The 16,872-nt window shown below is 67.3% G+C and carries 14 protein-coding genes, 1 pseudogene and 1 riboswitch; of the genes and pseudogenes, 5 read left to right on the top strand and 10 right to left on the bottom strand.

The window, feature by feature from the left end:
• Window positions 1-148: 148 nt before the first annotated feature.
• The 3 genes from ABH900_RS20135 to ABH900_RS20125 form a co-directional block, all read right to left on the bottom strand.
• Window positions 149-541 (bottom strand): hypothetical protein, encoded by a 393-nt coding sequence (locus ABH900_RS20135; RefSeq protein WP_429625013.1) that lies wholly within the window; start codon window positions 539-541, stop codon window positions 149-151.
• Between the two features lie 68 nt (window positions 542-609).
• Window positions 610-1,506, bottom strand: coding sequence for a siderophore-interacting protein (locus ABH900_RS20130; RefSeq protein WP_429625011.1), 897 nt, complete (start codon window positions 1,504-1,506; stop codon window positions 610-612).
• A 141-nt stretch (window positions 1,507-1,647) separates the two neighbouring features.
• Window positions 1,648-2,874, bottom strand: a complete 1,227-nt coding sequence (locus ABH900_RS20125) for a multidrug effflux MFS transporter (protein WP_429625009.1) — start codon at window positions 2,872-2,874, stop codon at window positions 1,648-1,650.
• Window positions 2,875-3,173: 299 nt separating this feature from the next.
• Window positions 3,174-3,276: riboswitch (glycine riboswitch) on the top strand.
• 62 nt (window positions 3,277-3,338) lie between these two features.
• Between ABH900_RS20125 and gcvP the strand changes: the two genes are divergently transcribed.
• Window positions 3,339-6,206, top strand: coding sequence for an aminomethyl-transferring glycine dehydrogenase (gene gcvP, locus ABH900_RS20120; protein ID WP_429625008.1), 2,868 nt, complete (start codon window positions 3,339-3,341; stop codon window positions 6,204-6,206).
• 112 nt (window positions 6,207-6,318) lie between these two features.
• Here gcvP and ABH900_RS20115 read toward each other — a convergent pair whose 3' ends face one another.
• From ABH900_RS20115 to ABH900_RS20105, 3 genes are all read right to left on the bottom strand, one after another.
• The gene (locus ABH900_RS20115) at window positions 6,319-6,729 is read right to left on the bottom strand and encodes a VOC family protein (protein WP_429625006.1); all 411 of its coding nucleotides are present in this window, start codon (window positions 6,727-6,729) and stop codon (window positions 6,319-6,321) included.
• A gap of 103 nt (window positions 6,730-6,832) precedes the next feature.
• The gene (locus tag ABH900_RS20110) at window positions 6,833-8,200 is read right to left on the bottom strand and encodes an amino acid permease (protein WP_429625004.1); all 1,368 of its coding nucleotides are present in this window, start codon (window positions 8,198-8,200) and stop codon (window positions 6,833-6,835) included.
• An 82-nt stretch (window positions 8,201-8,282) separates the two neighbouring features.
• Window positions 8,283-9,005, bottom strand: coding sequence for a helix-turn-helix domain-containing protein (locus ABH900_RS20105; RefSeq protein ID WP_429625002.1), 723 nt, complete (start codon window positions 9,003-9,005; stop codon window positions 8,283-8,285).
• Window positions 9,006-9,112: 107 nt separating this feature from the next.
• Between ABH900_RS20105 and ABH900_RS20100 the strand changes: the two are divergent.
• Window positions 9,113-9,304: pseudogene (locus tag ABH900_RS20100) on the top strand (hypothetical protein); the annotation flags it as partial.
• A 30-nt stretch (window positions 9,305-9,334) separates the two neighbouring features.
• Here the strand turns inward: ABH900_RS20100 and ABH900_RS20095 are convergent.
• Window positions 9,335-10,024 (bottom strand): alpha/beta fold hydrolase, encoded by a 690-nt coding sequence (locus tag ABH900_RS20095; protein WP_429625000.1) that lies wholly within the window; start codon window positions 10,022-10,024, stop codon window positions 9,335-9,337.
• A gap of 145 nt (window positions 10,025-10,169) precedes the next feature.
• Between ABH900_RS20095 and ABH900_RS20090 the strand changes: the two genes are divergently transcribed.
• Window positions 10,170-10,457 carry a hypothetical protein gene (locus ABH900_RS20090; RefSeq protein ID WP_429624998.1) on the top strand — a complete coding sequence of 96 codons (288 nt, stop codon included), beginning with the start codon at window positions 10,170-10,172 and terminating at the stop codon, window positions 10,455-10,457.
• Between the two features lie 89 nt (window positions 10,458-10,546).
• On the opposite strand, the gene ABH900_RS20085 is transcribed toward ABH900_RS20090, so the two are convergent.
• On the bottom strand, window positions 10,547-12,670 hold the full coding sequence (locus ABH900_RS20085) for a methyl-accepting chemotaxis protein (RefSeq protein ID WP_429624996.1): 2,124 nt from the start codon (window positions 12,668-12,670) through the stop codon (window positions 10,547-10,549).
• Window positions 12,671-12,905: 235 nt separating this feature from the next.
• On the opposite strand from ABH900_RS20085, the gene ABH900_RS20080 reads away from it, so the two are divergent.
• Together ABH900_RS20080 and ABH900_RS20075 are read left to right on the top strand one after the other, a co-directional pair.
• Entirely contained in the window at window positions 12,906-13,865 is a 960-nt protein-coding gene (locus tag ABH900_RS20080; protein WP_429624994.1) for a L,D-transpeptidase family protein, read from the top strand.
• Window positions 13,866-13,869: 4 nt separating this feature from the next.
• On the top strand, window positions 13,870-14,526 hold the full coding sequence (locus ABH900_RS20075; protein WP_429624992.1) for a M23 family metallopeptidase: 657 nt from the start codon (window positions 13,870-13,872) through the stop codon (window positions 14,524-14,526).
• On the opposite strand, the gene ABH900_RS20070 is transcribed toward ABH900_RS20075, so the two are convergent.
• On the bottom strand, window positions 14,456-15,118 hold the full coding sequence (locus tag ABH900_RS20070; RefSeq protein ID WP_429624990.1) for a hypothetical protein: 663 nt from the start codon (window positions 15,116-15,118) through the stop codon (window positions 14,456-14,458). The genes ABH900_RS20075 and ABH900_RS20070 overlap by 71 nt on opposite strands.
• 116 nt (window positions 15,119-15,234) lie before the next feature.
• The gene (locus ABH900_RS20065) at window positions 15,235-16,527 is read right to left on the bottom strand and encodes an adenylosuccinate synthase (protein ID WP_313179764.1); all 1,293 of its coding nucleotides are present in this window, start codon (window positions 16,525-16,527) and stop codon (window positions 15,235-15,237) included.
• Between the last annotated feature and the right edge of the window lie 345 nt (window positions 16,528-16,872).

Genomic DNA, 16,872 nt, shown 5'->3' with positions numbered 1-16,872 from the left:
CGCGGGGGCCCGGCCCGCCCGGGGGGGGGGGGGGGTGGGGGGTTTGTGGGGGCCACCAAATGGTTCGAACCAAACGCCCCCCCCCCCGCCCCCCGGGGGGGGCCCCGCCCGGGGCCCCCCCCCCCCCCCCGGCTCTACCGAGTGTCCGTCAGCTGTCCTTCTTCGCCGCCATCGCTGCAGACAACTCGGCTTTGAATTCCTCGAAGGTCTGGCCCTTCTCGTTGGCTTCGGCCTGCGCCGCATCGCGCAGTGCATCCGAATAGATCAAGCGCACTGGTGTGCCCTGCCTCTCGTGCAGTTCACCGGCCTGCATGATCAGCGCCAGCACCTGCGCAGCGCTCTCGCTGTGGCCGGCAATGCGGCCATCCATACCCAGCACCCATTCGCCGTCGCGGCGTACGACACCGGCCAGCAAGGTGCGCTGTGCATCGCGCAGTTCCGCATGCGCCTCCACCGGCGAGGCCTGGGCAGCGGCCTTGTTGGCGGCCTGCTTTTCCTGGCGACGGCGCTGGTCGCGGCGGGTCTTGGAGCTGGTGGACATGGTGCGGTACCGCGGCGAGGGGGGCGCAAGGATAGCGCACCCCGCCCGCCACACCGCTTCACACCCCCTCAGTCCAGCACTTTGCCGTGCCGCCAGTAGCCCATGAAGGTGATCGCGCGCCGGTCCAGCCCGCAGTCGCGGACCAGATGGCGACGGATCGCCATCACCGCCCCGGCCTCGCCTGCCACCCAGGCATACAGCGGCCCGGCCACGCCGGCATCGGCCTGCTCCCACAGGATCTGCACGTCGACATCGATCTCCTCCAGCTCATCACCGGCGGCCACGGTCGAGGCCGCTGCAAGGCGTGACTGAATCGCCTGCAGCAGCGGCTGGCCGTAAGGCGCCTGTCCACGCGGCAACCAGACCAGCTCGGCCGTGGCGGGCGCCTTCAAGGGCACGGCGTCGCCGCCCTGGGCGACTTCCAGCAGCGCCAGAGTGCGCGGCGGATCGGCCAGGCCGGCCAGCTCCTCGAGGATGCCGGCCACCGCCGGCAACGCGGTTTCGTCGGCAACCAGCAATACCTGGCCGACGCCCGCCGGTGGCTTCCACTCCCAACCCTCGCTGCTGTCTGCACACTCGGCATCGGGGGCCAGCAACAGCACGCGGTCGCCTGGCCGCGCATGCGTTGCCCAGCGCGACGCCGGCCCGGTCTCGCCATGCAGGACAAAATCCACATCGACCTCGCACTGTTCCGCTCGCAACTGCCGAATCGTGTAGGTGCGCATCGGCGGCCGCAGGTCATCGGGCAAGGCCCGGTAGCGCGGGTACCAGTCTTCGCCACTAGGCACCTGCGGTGCGTCCTGACCGGGCAAGGGGAAAAACACCTTGATGCGCTGGTCGGGCCCTTCAGTCTTCATCCGCGCCACATCGGCGCCGGTGAACACCATGCGGTCCAGGGAAGGGGAAAGAACGCGGCGCTCCTTCAGCGCCACCTCGAACAGGCGGTAGGTCTGCTGCGCAGCCATGCGGGAACCTCATGCATCGACATCGGATCGGCTGGCTGTCGTGCATCCACGTACCGGCTGGCTGGAGTGCCCAGCCTAATCCGGTCGTTGCCAGCCGCAAGGGGCGCGGGCGCAGCGCGCCGCCCTACCCGTGCGCACTGCTCAATGGCCCGTGCAGGCTGCCTGCGCCGCGCGCTCGCGCTGGTGTTCCCAGTACCAGAACACGAAACCGGCACCGAAGAACGCGGCCTGGCCCAGCGCCAGGTGCAGCGGACTGGCACTGAGCAGCGGCGACACAACGCCAGCCACCACGGTGCTGATCATCAGCTGCACGAACGCCTGCAGCGACGAGGCCAGACCACGCTGCTGCGGGTACATGTCCAGCACCGCCAGCGCCAGGATCGGGAAGATCAGCGCCATGCCCATGCCGCCGAGGAAGATCGGCAGCACCGCCCAGGGCAGCACGAACTGCGGGGACAGCGCGACGTAGCCGACATTCAGTAGTACCGACACCGCGCACAAACCAAAACCGATGGCGACCTGGCGCGTTGGCGTGGTATGCCCGGCCATGCGCCCGGACAGGAACGAGCCGGTGGTCATGCCGCCGATGGTCGGGATGAACAGCCAGGCGAAGCCGCCCTCGCCCAGGTGCAGGTGCTGCATCACGAACACCGGGGCAGAGGAGATGTAGAGGAAGACGCCACCAAAGCCGATGCTGCCGGCCAGCGCCAGGCGCAGGAAGCGCGGATTGAAGCCGATGCGCACGTAATCGCGCAGCAGCGCGCGCGGCGACAAGGGCACCCGCGCGTGCTCGGGATGGGTTTCCGGCAGGAAACGCGCGGTGGCGGCCAGCAGCACCAGCGCGAACACCACCAGGAACCAGAAGATCAGCGGCCAGCCGGCACCACTGAGCAGAATCCAGCCGCCGATGATCGGTGCGATCGCCGGGGCGATGCCGAACAGCATCGACACCTGGCTCATCAGCCGCTGTGCGTCATGGCCGTGGTACAGATCGCGGATGACCGCGCGGCCAACGATCATGCCCACGCCCGCCGACAGGCCCTGCAGCGCGCGGAATGCCAGCAACGTGGAAAGGTCGGTGGACAGTGCGCAGCCCACCGAGGCGCCGACGAACAGGACCAGCCCGCCCAGAATCACCCGCTTGCGGCCCCAGGCATCGGACAACGGGCCATGCGCCAGGCTCATCAGACCGTAGAACAGCAGGTACACGCTGATGGTCTGCTGCACCGCCACCTCGTCCACGGCCAGGCGCTGGGCCAGCTGCGGGAAGGCCGGGAAAATGGTATCGATCGAGAACGGACCGAACATGGCCAGGCCGGCAAGCAGCAGGGCCATGCGACGGGTGGAGGGAGCAACAGCGGCAGTCATGTAGAAGGCGTCCGGCAGGGCCATGCGTGGCACGCACGGCGGGCGCCGGTCCCCCTTCAGCAGGGGCGGCGCCAGATGAATTCGGGTATCCGCCCATCATAGGTGGGGACTGCGCCCGATGCCATGCACCACTGCACAGAACGCACGGCTGGGCCATCGGCCATTCAGGCGCGCCGCCCCATACGGAGGCGGCCCACGGCCCCACGACGGGCTATAATTGGCGGGCAACACGGTGGGAGAAGCGGAACACCGCTGCCGAAGGCGCAACGCCCGTAATCGCTCAGGCCCGATACCACCCGTAACACAACTCTGGAGAGACCGGTTCGATCCGGCGCCGAAGGGGCACGAAGCCGCGGTTTTCCGCGCTTTTAAACTCTCAGGCAAAAGGACAGAGGGGCGCCCCGCAGACCGCCGACCGGCGGCTTGTGCCCGTGCGTGTGCCCTTTCCTGACGGATCCTTCGCCATGTCCCAGAACACCCCTTCCCTGCGTGAGCTCGAGCACCACAACGCGTTCGTCGAGCGCCACATCGGCCCCAACGATGCCGAGATCGCGCAGATGCTCGATGTCGTCGGCCACGCCTCGCTGGATGCGATGACCGATGCCATCGTGCCGGCCAAGATCAAATCGCCGGCACCGCTGGCGTTGCCGGAATCGATGACCGAGGTGCAGGCACTGGCGAAGATCCGCGCGATCGCCGACAAGAACACCGTGCTGCGCAGCTTCATCGGCCAGGGCTACTACGGCACCCACACGCCGAACGTGATCCTGCGCAACATCCTGGAAAACCCGGCCTGGTACACCGCCTATACCCCGTACCAGGCGGAGATCTCGCAGGGCCGCATGGAAGCGCTGATCAACTTCCAGACCCTGTGCGCCGACCTGACCGGCATGGAAATCGCCAACGCCTCGCTGCTGGACGAAGCCACCGCCGCTGCTGAAGCGATGACCCTGGCCAAGCGTTCGGCCAAGTCGAAATCGGACACCTTCTTCGTGCACGACGCGGTGCACCCGCAGACGCTGGAACTGCTGCGTACCCGCGCCGAGCCCATGGGCATCGTGCTGCGCGTCGGCACCCCGGCTGAAGCACTGGAAGCGGAAGCCTTCGGCCTGCTGCTGCAGTACCCGGACACCTTCGGCCAGGTCGGCGACTACAAGGCACTGGTCGATGCCGTGCACGCACGCGGTGGCCTGGTGGCCGTGGCCACCGACCTGCTGGCGCTGACTCTGCTGGCCGCCCCGGGCGAATGGGGTGCGGACATCGTGGTCGGCAACAGCCAGCGTTTCGGCGTGCCGTTCGGCTTTGGTGGCCCCCATGCCGCCTTCATGGCCTGCCGTGACGCCTACAAGCGTTCGATGCCGGGCCGCCTGATCGGTGTCTCGATCGATGCCCAGGGCAATCCGGCGTACCGCCTGACCCTGCAGACCCGCGAGCAGCACATCCGCCGCGAGAAGGCCACCTCCAACATCTGTACCGCACAGGTGCTGCTGGCGGTGATGGCCTCGATGTATGCCGTCTACCACGGCCCGGAAGGCTTGACCCGCATCGCCCGCCGCACCCATCGCCTGGCCTCGATCCTGGCCGCGGCGCTGCGCAGTGCCGGCGTGCAGGTCGGTGGCGACTTCTTCGACACCCTGCATGTCACCGGCGTGCATGCCGATGAGATCCACGCCAAGGCCCGTGCCGCTGGTTACAACCTGCGTGCGATCGACAGCGATTCGATCGGCATCAGCCTGGACGAAACCACCACCCGCGCCGACGTGGTCGCGTTGGCCGCCGTGTTCGGCGCCAAGGCCGATATCGACGCGCTGGATGCCAGCACCTCCGACGCGCTGCCGGCCGGCCTGCTGCGCCAGTCCGCGTTCCTGGCCCACCCGGTGTTCAACACCCACCACAGCGAGCACGAACTGCTGCGCTACCTGCGTTCGCTGGCCGACAAGGACCTGGCGATGGACCGCACGATGATCCCGCTGGGCTCGTGCACGATGAAGCTCAACGCCACCGCCGAGATGATCCCGGTGACCTGGCCGGAGTTCTCGCAGATCCACCCGCTGGCACCGGCCGACCAGACGCTGGGCTACAAGGAACTGATCGACACCCTGGAAGCGATGCTGGTCGAATGCACTGGCTACGACGCGGTCAGCCTGCAGCCCAATTCCGGCGCGCAGGGCGAGTACGCCGGCCTGCTGGCGATCCGTGCCTACCATCGCTCGCGCGGTGAAGGCCACCGCGACATCTGCCTGATCCCGGATTCGGCGCACGGCACCAACCCGGCCTCGGCGCAGATGTGCGGCATGAAGGTGGTGGTGACCAAGACCGACGCCAACGGCAACGTCGATGTCGAGGACATCCGCCTCAACGCCGAGAAGTACAGCGACCGACTGGCCGCGATCATGATCACCTACCCCTCCACGCATGGCGTGTTCGAGGAAGAAGTGGTCGAGATCTGCGAGATCATCCACCAGCACGGTGGCCAGGTGTACACCGACGGCGCCAACATGAACGCCCTGGTCGGCGTGGCCAAGCCGGGCAAGTGGGGTTCGGACGTTTCGCACCTGAACCTGCACAAGACCTTCTGCATCCCGCACGGCGGCGGTGGCCCGGGCGTTGGCCCGTGCGCGGTCAAGGAGCACCTGGCGCCGTTCCTGCCGGGCAAGCTGGGTGACAACGGCCCGGTCGGCATGGTCAGCGCAGCCAGCTTCGGCAGCGCCTCGATCCTGCCGATCAGCTGGATGTACATCGCGATGATGGGCCGCGACGGCCTGCGCAAGGCCACCCAGGTCGCGCAGCTCAACGCCAACTACATCGCCAAGCGCCTGGCCCCGCACTTCAAGACCCTGTACACCGGCCGCAACGGCCTGGTGGCGCATGAGTGCATCCTCGACGTGCGTCCGCTGGAGAAGACCAGCGGCATCGGCGCCGAAGACGTGGCCAAGCGCCTGATCGACTTCGGCTTCCACGCCCCGACCCTGAGCTTCCCGGTGGCCGGTACGCTGATGGTCGAGCCGACCGAGAGCGAATCGCTGCACGAGCTGGACCGCTTCATCAACGCGATGATCCAGATCCGCGACGAGATCACCGCGATCGAAGACGGCCGCCTGGACCGCGAGGACAATCCGCTGAAGAACGCACCGCACACCGCCACCGCGGTGACCGCCAGCGAGTGGACCCACGCCTACCCGCGCGAACTGGCCGCCTTCCCCCTGGCCAGCCTGAAGCAGAGCAAGTACTGGCCTCCGGTGGCCCGCGTCGACAACGTGTACGGCGACAAGAACGTGATGTGTGCCTGCATCCCGGTCGATGCCTACAAGGACGATGAAGTCGAGGCGTAAGCCTTTGATCCATCGGAAATGAAAACGGCCCGCGCAAGCGGGCCGTTTTTTCAAGGGCGTGTGGACCAAGGTCCACACCCACAATGATCGGTCCACACCCACAATAATCCGATCACGGGTCGGGCATCTGCCCCAAGCTCAGCTGCCACGACACGCCGAAGCGATCCTGCACCCAGCCGTAGCGGTTGCTGAAATCATAATCGCCCACCGGCATCAGCCAATGGCCGCCTTCGCCCAGCACGCGTGCCGCACGCTCGAACTGCTCGGCGCCGGAGCACTCCACGAACAGCGAGATCGAAGGCGTGAAGGTGAAGTCGTGCACGTCCAGGCTGTCGAAGCACAGGTAGTGGGTGCCGCCGAGCAGGAAGATCGCCTGGCGTACCTGCCCGGCCACGCCCGCGCCGGGCCCCTCCGGGTGGCGCTGCAGGGCCAGCAGGCGGAAGTCGGCGAACGCATCGGCGTACAGGGCCAGGGCGGCCTCAGCCTGGCCGGTGAACATCAGGAAGGGACGGCTGCGCAGCATGCGGTACTCCTGTTCGACGGGCCGATGACGGCCCACCGGATCAGCATCGCACGCCTGATGTGCAGCCCCCGTGGTAGTGCCGGCCGCTGGCCGGCAACGCCGGTCACGCCTCGCGCAGGCGCCGGGCGATCGCGCTACCCGCTGCGATGGTGGCCGTCAGCGCCACCATCGACAGGAACTGCAGGCGGGTATGCGACTCGCTCAGCAGCAGACCGAAGATCAACGCCAGGATTGCCAGCGCACAGACGGTCAGCCACGGGAAGCCGGCCATGCGGAACGGCAGGCGGGTACCCAGACGATCCGCGCGACGGCGCAGCACCAGCTGCGAGACCAGCGACAGCGTCCATACCAGCAGGCAGGTGGAACCGACGATGTTGAGCAGCACCGGCAACACGCGGTCCGGGAACAGCAATTCCATCACCGTGGCCGCGAAGCCGAACAGCACGCTGGCCAGCACGGCGACCACCGGCACCTGCCGCGGGTCGGTCCAGCCGAGCACGGCCGGGGCCTCGCGGCGCTGTGCAAGCGAGAACATCATGCGTGAGGCACCGTAGAGATTCGCATTGAGCGCCGACAGCAGCGCGATCACCGCGATCAAGGTGATCGCCGTGCCCGCGCCGGGGATGCGCGCGATGTCCAGCACCGCAGCGAACGGCGACTTCAGCGCCTCGCTGGTCCACGGCACCACCGCGATGATCACGCTCAGCGAGCCGATGTAGAACACCAGGATGCGCCAGGCCACCGTGCGGATGGCGCGGGCGATGCTGCGCTCGGGATCTTCGGTTTCGGCCGCGGCCACGGCCACGATCTCGGTGCCGCCGAAGGCGAATACCACGACCAGCAGCGCGGCGCCGATGCCGGCCAGGCCCTTGGGCGCAAAGCCACCGTGTTCGGTGAAGTTGCTCAGGCCCGGCGAAGCCACCTGGGGCAGCCACCCCATCAGCAGCGCGACACCGATGGCGATGAAGGCCAGAATCGCCGCCACCTTGAGGATGGCGAACCAGAATTCGAATTCGCCGAAGTTCTTCACCCCGAGCAGATTGATGGCGGTGAAGAACAGCATGAAGGCCAACGCCGCCAACGGCACCGGCACCGCCGGCCACACGGTGGCCAGCAGGCCGGCCGCGCCGACCGCTTCGGCGGCGATCACGATCACCAGCTGCACCCACCACAACCAACCGACGGTGGCGCCCGCCGTGGCTCCCATGGCATCGGCCGCATACACCGAAAACGCGCCGCTGGTCGGTTTGGCCGCCGCCATCTCGCCCAGCGCGTTCATCACGATGATCACCAGCGCACCGGCCACCAGATAGGACACCAGCACCGCCGGACCGGCCGCCTGCACGCCCACGCCCGACCCCAGGAACAGGCCGGCACCGATGGCGCTGCCCAGGCCCATCATGATCAGCTGACGGGGCTTGAGCGAATGTCCGAGGCGGGACGGCGAGGCGGTCGGAATCGAGTTGGGCATCGGCGGGGCTGGCGGCGGGCTACAGGGGCGACACCTTACCTCGTCCCGCACCCATGGGGATAGGCACAGCGCAGCAGGCGGCTCAGGCCAGCGCAGGCTCGCCGACAACCCCACCAATCCGGGCACGGTAGGCACGCGGCGAGAAACCGGTTTCAGCCTTGAACTTGCGGGTAAAGGCACTCTGGTCGCTGAAACCGCAGGCCTGGCCGATGCAGGCGATGCTGTCGTCGCCATGCAGCAGATGCATGGCCATCTGGATCCGCAGCCGGGTCAGCACCTGCTGTGGGGTCATCTGGAACACCTTGCGGAAACTGCGCTCCAGCTTGGACAGCGAGAAGCCGGTGATGTCCAGCAGGGTCTGCATGCGCACGTTCTCAGCGTAGTGCGCGTTGAGGTGGGCCAGGGCCAGCCGCAGCTGTTCGTACTGGCTGCCCAGGCTGTCCTTCTGGCCGAGGTCGCGGGAAATGCCGATCAGGCCCTCGATCGCACCGTCGACCACCAGCGGACGCTTGCAGGTCAGGCACCAGCCCGGCTCGCGGTTGGCGAACAGGTGCAGCTCCATCAGGTTCTCGATCACCTCTCCGGACAGCACGCGCGCGTCCTGGTCGACGTAGTCCGCGCTGAGCCCGGTCGGGTAGATTTCGGCGGCGGTACGCCCGATCACGTCCTTGCGCGCGCGCAGTCCCAGCCGCCGCAGCATGGTCTGGTTGACGTGGGTGTAACGGCCCTGGCGGTCCTTGATGAAAAACAACACATCCGGGATGGCGTCGAACAGGGCTTCGATGTCGGCGGGCTCGACTCGCATGCGGCAAGCATAGCCGAGGCCCCTTGCCGGTGCGATCACCCTTGCGGGACTTGCGCTTAACGCCGCCAGGCCCACCGTGGGGACCCGTCCCCACCGGAGAACCGGCCATGCCCCGCGGTGACAAGTCTGCCTATACCGAAAAGCAGAAGCGCCAGGCCGAGCACATCGAGGACAGCGAACGCGCGCGCGGTGCCAGCGAAGGTACGGCCGAGCGCATTGCCTGGGCCACGGTGAACAAGCAGGATGGCGGCGGCAAGCGCAGTGGCAGCGGGCGCAAGGTGGCGGCGAAGAAGGCAGCACATCCCCGTGCACGCGGCTGAGCCTGTCGATCAGAGCCGCAGCGTCCTCATCCACGCGGCAACTTCGGCCGCAGCTGCGTCAGCGCGTGCCTGCAGCAGCAGATGTGGTCCCTCCAGCGACACATGGCGCGCGTCCGGCAACAACGCCTGCAGCTCGGCCACGCTGGGCGGCCACAGCAGGCGGTCCTGTCGCCCATGCAGGCACAGCGTTGGCAGCACGAGTTCCGGCAGCAGTGCACGAACATCCACCTGCAGCGTCGTCGCAGCGCGCTGGCGCAGGATTGCGGCCGGCACCTGCGTGATTGCCTGACCCAGCTCGCGCAGGTTCGCGCGCGTCCGCCATTGCCCCAGCAGCAGCCGGGCCATCAAGGCAAGTGGCGGCAGTGGCCACGCCGGGGCCAGCATCCGCGCGCTCGCCGCAGGCAGCGGCACCGGCCGGCGCGCGAAGGTCGTACTCAATATCAACCCACGCAATCCGGGCAGGCCGGCCGCCGCCAGTTCGATGGCCAGTGGCCCGGCGAACGATTCGGCCAGCAGCACAAAAGGAGATGCCGGAAGCTGCGGACCCAGGATCGACGCCAGCGTGGCGTAGTCCTGTGGCCCCTGCAGGGGCAGCGGCAGCACCTGCATCTGCTGGCCTCGCGCCTGCATCGCTTCCACGAAGTGTGCCGACAACAGGCCGGTGCCATCCAGGCCTGGCAGCATCACGACCGGCAGCATCAAGACATTCGTCACATCGATCACTCTTCAAACCGCTTCGCACGGCTCCCTACCGCGTAGCTTCACCCATTGGCTCGGCCCAAGGAAGTGCGCGCCGGCGCACGCGACGCTACGCTGGCAGCCCCGATGGAATGGAGAACGCGGCATGCGCAAGCCACGCTGGCTCAGCTGGACCGGCATTGCCGTGTGCATACTCTATCTCGCGCTGACCGCCTGGCTGGTGCTCGATGCCCAGGGCAACAGCGACCCCAAAAGCGCCTATATCCTCATGCAGCTGCCGGTGATGCTGCAGACCGCAGCACTCGACGCCATCGGCATGGGAAGCTGGCTTTCCGGCAAGACCTGGACGACCGTCTACCTTCTGGTGATTCCTCCCACGCTGGGCGTGCTGTACTTGCTGGGAGCGCTGCTGGGCAACGTCCTGAAGCAATGATGGCGATTTTCCCACCTGCCTGAGAGGGCAACGGTAATACGGCCGCTCAGGGCGGCCGTATTACCGTCGCTACGCCGGCAGCAGTCTGCTCAGGCTGCGCGACGCGGCGCGGCCGGAGCCGCTGTGCCTTCTACCTTGAACACCGCCACCGAGGTGGTCAGTGCATGCGCCTGCTCTTCCAGCGCGCGGCTGGCAGCGGTGGCTTCTTCCACCAGTGCGGCGTTCTGCTGGGTCACCTGGTCCATCTGTACCACCACCTGGTTGACCTGCTCGATACCGGCCGCCTGCTCCTTGCTGGCCGCGGCGATGTCACTCATCAGCTGGGTGGTGCGGGCGCTGGCCTGGGCCACGCGCGCGATCGCCGCTTCGGATTCGACGGTGACCACCAGGCCGCTGCGCACCTTGGCTGCTGCGTCTTCGATCAGCTCCTTGATCTCCTTCGCTGCCACGCCGGCACGCTGCGCGAGCGTGCGCACCTCGCTGGCAACCACGGCGAAACCACGGCCCTGTTCACCGGCACGTGCGGCTTCAACCGCAGCATTCAACGCCAGAATGTTGGTCTGGAAGGCAATGCCATCGATCACGGTCGAGATTTCCGAGATGCGCGCGGAAGAACCGTCAATCTCGCCCATCACCGCAGCCATCTGGGCCATCGCCTGTTCGGTCTCGCGCACGGCAGCGCCGGCAGCATGCGCTTCGCTGTCGGCCTGACGGGCCAGCTCGGCGTTCTGGCGCACGGTCGAGGTCAGTTCCTCCATCGACGCGGCAGCTTCTTCCAGGTTGGCGGCCTGCTGCTCGGTGCGGCGCGACAGGTCGTTGTTGCCGGCGGCCAGTTCCTGCGCGGCATTGTTGATGCTGTCAGCGGCCACCTGGATACCGCGCACGATACCGGTCAGCTGCGCGGTGGTGGCGTTGGCATCGTCGCGCATGCGTGCGAACACGCCGTCGTACTCGCCATCCATGCGTGCGGTCAGGTCGCCGTGCGAGATCGCGCGCAGCACGTCGGAGACGTCGGCGATGCTGGCCTGCGAACTGGCCATCATGCCGTTGAGGTGCTCGACCATCGCCTTGAACTGGAACTGGAACGCGGCGGCATCGCCACGCATGCTGAAATCACCGGCACGTGCGGCGCGAGCCAGCTCGTCGATCTGCGCGTTGATCGCCATCAGGCTCTGCTTCACTGCCGCAAGGGTGCGGGTCAGCGCGCCCTTCTCGCCCGGGTACTCCGGCAGATCGCGGCTGAGATCACCGATGGCGTAGCGCTGCATCACCTCGGCCATCAGCAGCTCCACCTGCACGTGCGATTCCACCAGGCTGTTGGTGGCCTGCACCATACGCCCGAAGTCGCCGGGGAAGGCGCTGGCATCCATGCGATAGCGGATTGCACCGGCCTCGTGCTGTTCGGCCATCTGCAGCTGCGCGCCGATGGCCGCCTGCACGCTCTGCCGCACGCTGGCCATGGCCTCGCCCAGCTGGGTCAATTCGTCACGGCCGCCCAGCCGGAACTCCTGGTCGAACTGGCCCTTGGACAGTCGCTCGGCCAGGCTCACCGCACGTGCCAGCGGGCCGGTCAGGCTGCGCCCGATCATCACCGAGGCAGCGATGCCCACCAGCAGGGCGACAGCGCCCAACGCCAGCAGCTGCAGCAGGCTGCGCTCGCCGAGGCGGATGGCTTCGGCAGCGGCAGTCCGGCTTTCCTTTTCCTCGAAGTCCACGCCGTCGGACAGCGCCTTGTTCCAGCCGTTGGCCGCTTCCTGCACCGGGCCCAGGGTCAGCGCCACGGCGCCCGGGTAATCGCCCTGCTCCATCAGGTCGCTGGTCTGCTTGTTGAGCGGCCGCGCCAGCGCGCGCTTGACGGCGATCGCCTCGCCCATCGCCTTGCTTTCGGCATCGCCCGGCAGCGCCTGGTAGGCGCTCCAGCTGGTCTCGTAACGCTTGACCAGATCGGCGATGCGCTTTTCGTCACTGGCGCGGTCTTCGCCCTGGCGGATCAGCATCTCGCGGCGCACCACCATCATCTGGTTGTTGGCATCGAGCATCTGCGACAGCAGCCGCACCTTGGCCACGCTGATATCGACCACCTGCTGCATCGCGCGCTTCTGCACGACACTGGCGGTGGCGCCCGTCGTGACCACGGCAGCGACCAGCAGCAACAGCAGGCCAAAGCCCAGCCCAAGACGCCAGGCAACCCTGACATTCCTCAAGTAGTTCATCGGTACATCCAAAACGGGGGGATGCGCCCGTATCGGCCGAGCCACCGGCATTCTTGATCGGCAGCACGCACCGTCGTCGGCAGCCGTTCACCTTGGTGAGGCCACGCGCTGCGCTTCTGCGACAAGGCCCAGCCCCCCGCCGGGGCTGTTCTGCTCATGCCAGCATCAGGCTGCTTTCACGGGGGCTGCGCAGCCTCTGCGGGCAGGGTGGAGCTGCCATCTGCCGGAGACGTCCATGCCCGTACACCGCCCCGCTCTTCTCGCCCTGTCATTGCTGATGTCGCCCGCCTTCGCGCAGGTGCCGCCGCCGGCCCAGTTGCCGGAGCCCATTGCGGAGAAAGCGGGGCCAGACACGGCGGTCAGCTCGCCGCTGCATGCCCAGGTGCTTCTGGATCGCGCCAATTTCTCCCCGGGCGAGATCGACGGTGAAGTGGGCAGCAACCAGCGCCGCGCAGTGGCCGGCTTCCAGGCAGCCCACGGCCTGACAGTAAGCGGAGAGCTGGACGACGGCACCTGGAAAGCCCTGCAGGCCGATACGGTCGCACCACTGGCCAACCATACGCTGACCGCCGAGGACGTGGCCGGACCGTTCGTCGCCATTCCGAAGAAGCCTGCCGCGCAGGCGAAGCTGAAGTCGTTGGGTTACAGCAGCGTCGAAGAAGCCCTCGGCGAGCGTTTCCATGCTTCGCCGGCATTGCTGAAAGCGCTCAACCCAGGCGTCGATCTGGCCAAGGTGGGCAACCGTATCCAGGTACCCAACATCGCGCCCGGGGCGTTGCCGAAGGCGGCGAAGATCGTGGTCGACAAGTCCGACTCCACGCTGCGGCTGCTGGATGCGCAGGGCAAGGTGATCGCACAGGTGCCGGTCTCGTCCGGCAGCCAGCACGATCCGCTGCCGATCGGTGAATGGAAGATTCTCGGCGTGTATCGCGACCCGCCATTCCACTACAACCCCAAGCTGTTCTGGGATGCCCGCAAGGGCGAGAAGAAGGCCACGCTGCCGCCCGGTCCGAACAATCCGGTGGGCAGGGTCTGGATCGATCTGTCCAAACCCCACTACGGCCTGCACGGAACGCCGGTGCCCGGCCATGTCGGCAAGACCGAATCGCATGGCTGTGTACGCATGACCAACTGGGATGCGCTGCGCGTGGCCGATGCGGTGGATACCTCCGTCCCCGTGGTGATGCAGGAGTGAGCCGATGCGTCTTTCGCAACTGATCGTACTGGGCCTGCTGCTGGGCGTTGGGATGGGCTGGTGGCTGCGCCGCGACGCAGGTGAACCCTCTGCGACGTCCACGCCTGAAACGCAGCCCACCGTGGCAACAACGCCAGCGATGGAAGCGACCGCGCCGCGCGCGCCGGTGCCGGCCAGCGTCGACGCAGCATCGGGTGACCTGCTGCTGCCGGTACGGGGCGTACTGCCCTCGCAGCTGCGCGATACCTTCACCGATGCCCGCAGCGAGGGCCGCGTGCACGATGCGATCGACATCATGGCCGACACGGGAACGCCGGTGCTGGCGGTGGCCGATGGCACGGTGGAAAAACTCTTCGACAGCAAGCGCGGTGGGCTGACCATCTATCAGTTCGAGCCCAGCGGACGCTGGTGCTACTACTACGCGCATCTGCAGCGCTATGCCGACGGCCTGAGCGAAAAGCAGGTGATCAAGCGCGGAGACGTGATCGGTTACGTGGGCAGCACCGGCAACGCCAGTGCCGAAGCACCGCACCTGCATTTCGAGGTACATGTGCTGGGCCCTGAAAAACAATGGTGGAAGGGAGAATCGATCAATCCTTATCCCTTGCTGAAGTCGGCGGCGCTGATGCCCGACGCTGCCAGCGCCGCAACGCAAAAGTGAACACCGCCAGCGCGCCCCCCGGAATCAGCAGGAAGAGTGCAGCCATCTTCCAGAAGAAGAACGGCCACAGCCACAGGTAGTCCAGGTCGGTCAGCTTCAACAGGTCCAATGGCGGCTGCAGCTCGACAGCGGCCTGGCGGCCCGCCAGCGCCGGATCCACCTCCAGCACGGTTACCCGTAGCCATGAGCGACCGCGTGGCAATGCATCGCCGCGGCCATAACCAAAGTAGGACGCCGTGAAGCCACTGGACTCAACCGATACCAGCGCGCGGTTGATGCCCTGCCTGGCCACTCCCGAACGCTCCCCAGCACGGAAGTCTCCATGATCGGTGGGAGTATCGATGCGCAGCAGCACCTCGGGATCAGCCTCTGTACCGTCTCCGGCATACCGCAGGCGCAACCGCAGACGATCATCGATGAGGCGGTAGACTGTGATCTGGGCGGTTGCGCCAGGACTCAGTGCCAACGGCACCGTCTGCGTGCGCGAAGCCAGGGCATTGGCAGCAGCACCCAGCACCAGCACCAGGCAGGCGACGCCCCACAGACTCCAGAGCACCCACAGCGTGATCCGTACCACGGTCACGCCCTTCACGCTGACATCCTGGTCATCGATCCGTCTCCCGCCGTCACTACGCACACAGTAACGAAAAAGCCCCGCGTTCGCGGGGCTCTTCCTGTCACCTACGCCGGGCGTGGCCCGGCGCTACCTCAGGCGAACGGATCCTGCAGGACCATGGTGTGGTCGCGGTCCGGGCCGGTGGAGACGATGCTGATCGGGCAGCCGGCCAGCTCTTCCAGCGAACGCAGGTAGGCACGTGCGGCCGGCGGCAGGTCATCCCAGTTGGTGATGCCGTGGGTGTTCTCGCTCCAGCCCGGGAACTCCAGGTACACCGGGGTGCAGTCTTCCCAGCCCTGCGCATCCAGCGGCGCGTACTCGGTGCGCTTGCCGTTGTATTCGTACGCGATGCAGACCTTCAGCTTTTCCATGCCATCGAGCACGTCCAGCTTGGTGATGCACAGGCCGCTGATGCCGTTGATGGCCACGGCACGCTTCAGCGCGACGATGTCCATCCAGCCGCAACGACGCGGGCGGCCGGTCGAGGCACCGTACTCGGCGCCGCGGTCGCGGATGCCCTGGCCGATTTCATCGTCCAGCTCGGTCGGGAACGGGCCGCCGCCGACGCGGGTGGCGTAGGCCTTGGCAATGCCCAGCACGTAGTCGATCGAATCGGCGCCGACGCCGGAACCGGCCAGTGCGCCACCGACGGTGGTATTGGAGCTGGTGACGTACGGGTAGGTGCCGTGATCGATGTCCAGCAGCGCGCCCTGCGCGCCTTCGAACAGCACGCGCTTACCCTGCTTGCGCAGGTCGTGCAGGATGCCGGCCACGTCGGACTTCATCGGCTGCACGTACTCACCGAACGCCAGCGCTTCGTCGAAGGTCTTCTGGAAATCGACCGCATCGGTGTTCAGATACTTGGTCAGCACGAAGTTGTGGTAATCCAGCGCGGTGCGCAGCAGCTCTTCCAGCTGCTTCGGGTAGTGCAGGTCGGCGATGCGGATGCCGCGACGCGCCACCTTGTCTTCGTAGGCCGGGCCGATGCCGCGACCGGTGGTGCCGATCGCCTTGCCACCGGCAGCGCGCTCGCGCGCCTGGTCCAGGGCGATGTGGTACGGCATGATCAGCGGCGCGGCCGGGGAGATCTTCAGGCGCGAGCGCACTTCCACGCCGGAGGTTTCCAGCTCGGCGATTTCCTTCTGCAGTGCGGCCGGCGAGATCACCACGCCGTTGCCGATCAGGCACAGCGCATCGTCACGCAGGATGCCCGACGGGATCAGGTGCAGGACGGTCTTCTTGCCGTTGATGACCAGGGTGTGGCCGGCATTGTGGCCGCCCTGGAAGCGCACGACGGCGCCGATTTCCTCAGTGAGCAGATCGACGATCTTGCCCTTGCCTTCATCGCCCCACTGGGCACCAAGCACTACGACAGACTGACCCATGACGGGCTCCTCATATGTTGCGGCCATCGGGGCCGCGGACGGGTAAACCGCAGCGGGGCTGTCCAGCACCTGGATGGCGGCTCCAAACGGGGAGCGGCCGGCGATGGAAGGCCCAGACACGGAAAAAGCCGAACGGGGAGGCCCGTCCGGCTTTTGTGCATTATCCGGGTTTCCGGGGTGCGCTGCCACCTTTCCGACAGACGGCTTCACCGGCCGGTCAGCCGCCTCATCCGGTAGTGGGGGGGGGGGGGGGGGGGGGCGCCGGGGGGGGGCCCCCCCCGGCCCCCGCCCCCCCCCCCCCCCCGCCCCCCCCCCCCCCCCCCCCCCCCCCCCCCCGCCCAAAGG

Source organism: Stenotrophomonas sp. AN71 (genome assembly GCF_050435725.1).
GTDB lineage: Bacteria > Pseudomonadota > Gammaproteobacteria > Xanthomonadales > Xanthomonadaceae > Stenotrophomonas.
This window is presented reverse-complemented; position numbering and strand designations above follow the sequence as displayed.

Excerpts from the sequence above, each read along its gene's own strand:
- ABH900_RS20105 (WP_429625002.1), bottom strand. The coding sequence starts at position 9,005 with ATGCGAGTCGAGCCCGCCGACATCGAAGCCCTGTTCGACGCCATCCCG.
- ABH900_RS20065 (WP_313179764.1), bottom strand. The coding sequence starts at position 16,527 with ATGGGTCAGTCTGTCGTAGTGCTTGGTGCCCAGTGGGGCGATGAAGGC.
- ABH900_RS20080 (WP_429624994.1), top strand. The coding sequence starts at position 12,906 with ATGCCCGTACACCGCCCCGCTCTTCTCGCCCTGTCATTGCTGATGTCG.
- ABH900_RS20115 (WP_429625006.1), bottom strand. The coding sequence starts at position 6,729 with ATGCTGCGCAGCCGTCCCTTCCTGATGTTCACCGGCCAGGCTGAGGCC.
- ABH900_RS20130 (WP_429625011.1), bottom strand. The coding sequence starts at position 1,506 with ATGGCTGCGCAGCAGACCTACCGCCTGTTCGAGGTGGCGCTGAAGGAG.
- ABH900_RS20135 (WP_429625013.1), bottom strand. The coding sequence starts at position 541 with ATGTCCACCAGCTCCAAGACCCGCCGCGACCAGCGCCGTCGCCAGGAA.
- ABH900_RS20110 (WP_429625004.1), bottom strand. The coding sequence starts at position 8,200 with ATGCCCAACTCGATTCCGACCGCCTCGCCGTCCCGCCTCGGACATTCG.
- ABH900_RS20095 (WP_429625000.1), bottom strand. The coding sequence starts at position 10,024 with ATGCTGCCGGTCGTGATGCTGCCAGGCCTGGATGGCACCGGCCTGTTG.
- ABH900_RS20125 (WP_429625009.1), bottom strand. The coding sequence starts at position 2,874 with ATGACTGCCGCTGTTGCTCCCTCCACCCGTCGCATGGCCCTGCTGCTT.
- ABH900_RS20090 (WP_429624998.1), top strand. The coding sequence starts at position 10,170 with ATGCGCAAGCCACGCTGGCTCAGCTGGACCGGCATTGCCGTGTGCATA.
- gcvP (WP_429625008.1), top strand. The coding sequence starts at position 3,339 with ATGTCCCAGAACACCCCTTCCCTGCGTGAGCTCGAGCACCACAACGCG.
- ABH900_RS20075 (WP_429624992.1), top strand. The coding sequence starts at position 13,870 with ATGCGTCTTTCGCAACTGATCGTACTGGGCCTGCTGCTGGGCGTTGGG.
- ABH900_RS20085 (WP_429624996.1), bottom strand. The coding sequence starts at position 12,670 with ATGAACTACTTGAGGAATGTCAGGGTTGCCTGGCGTCTTGGGCTGGGC.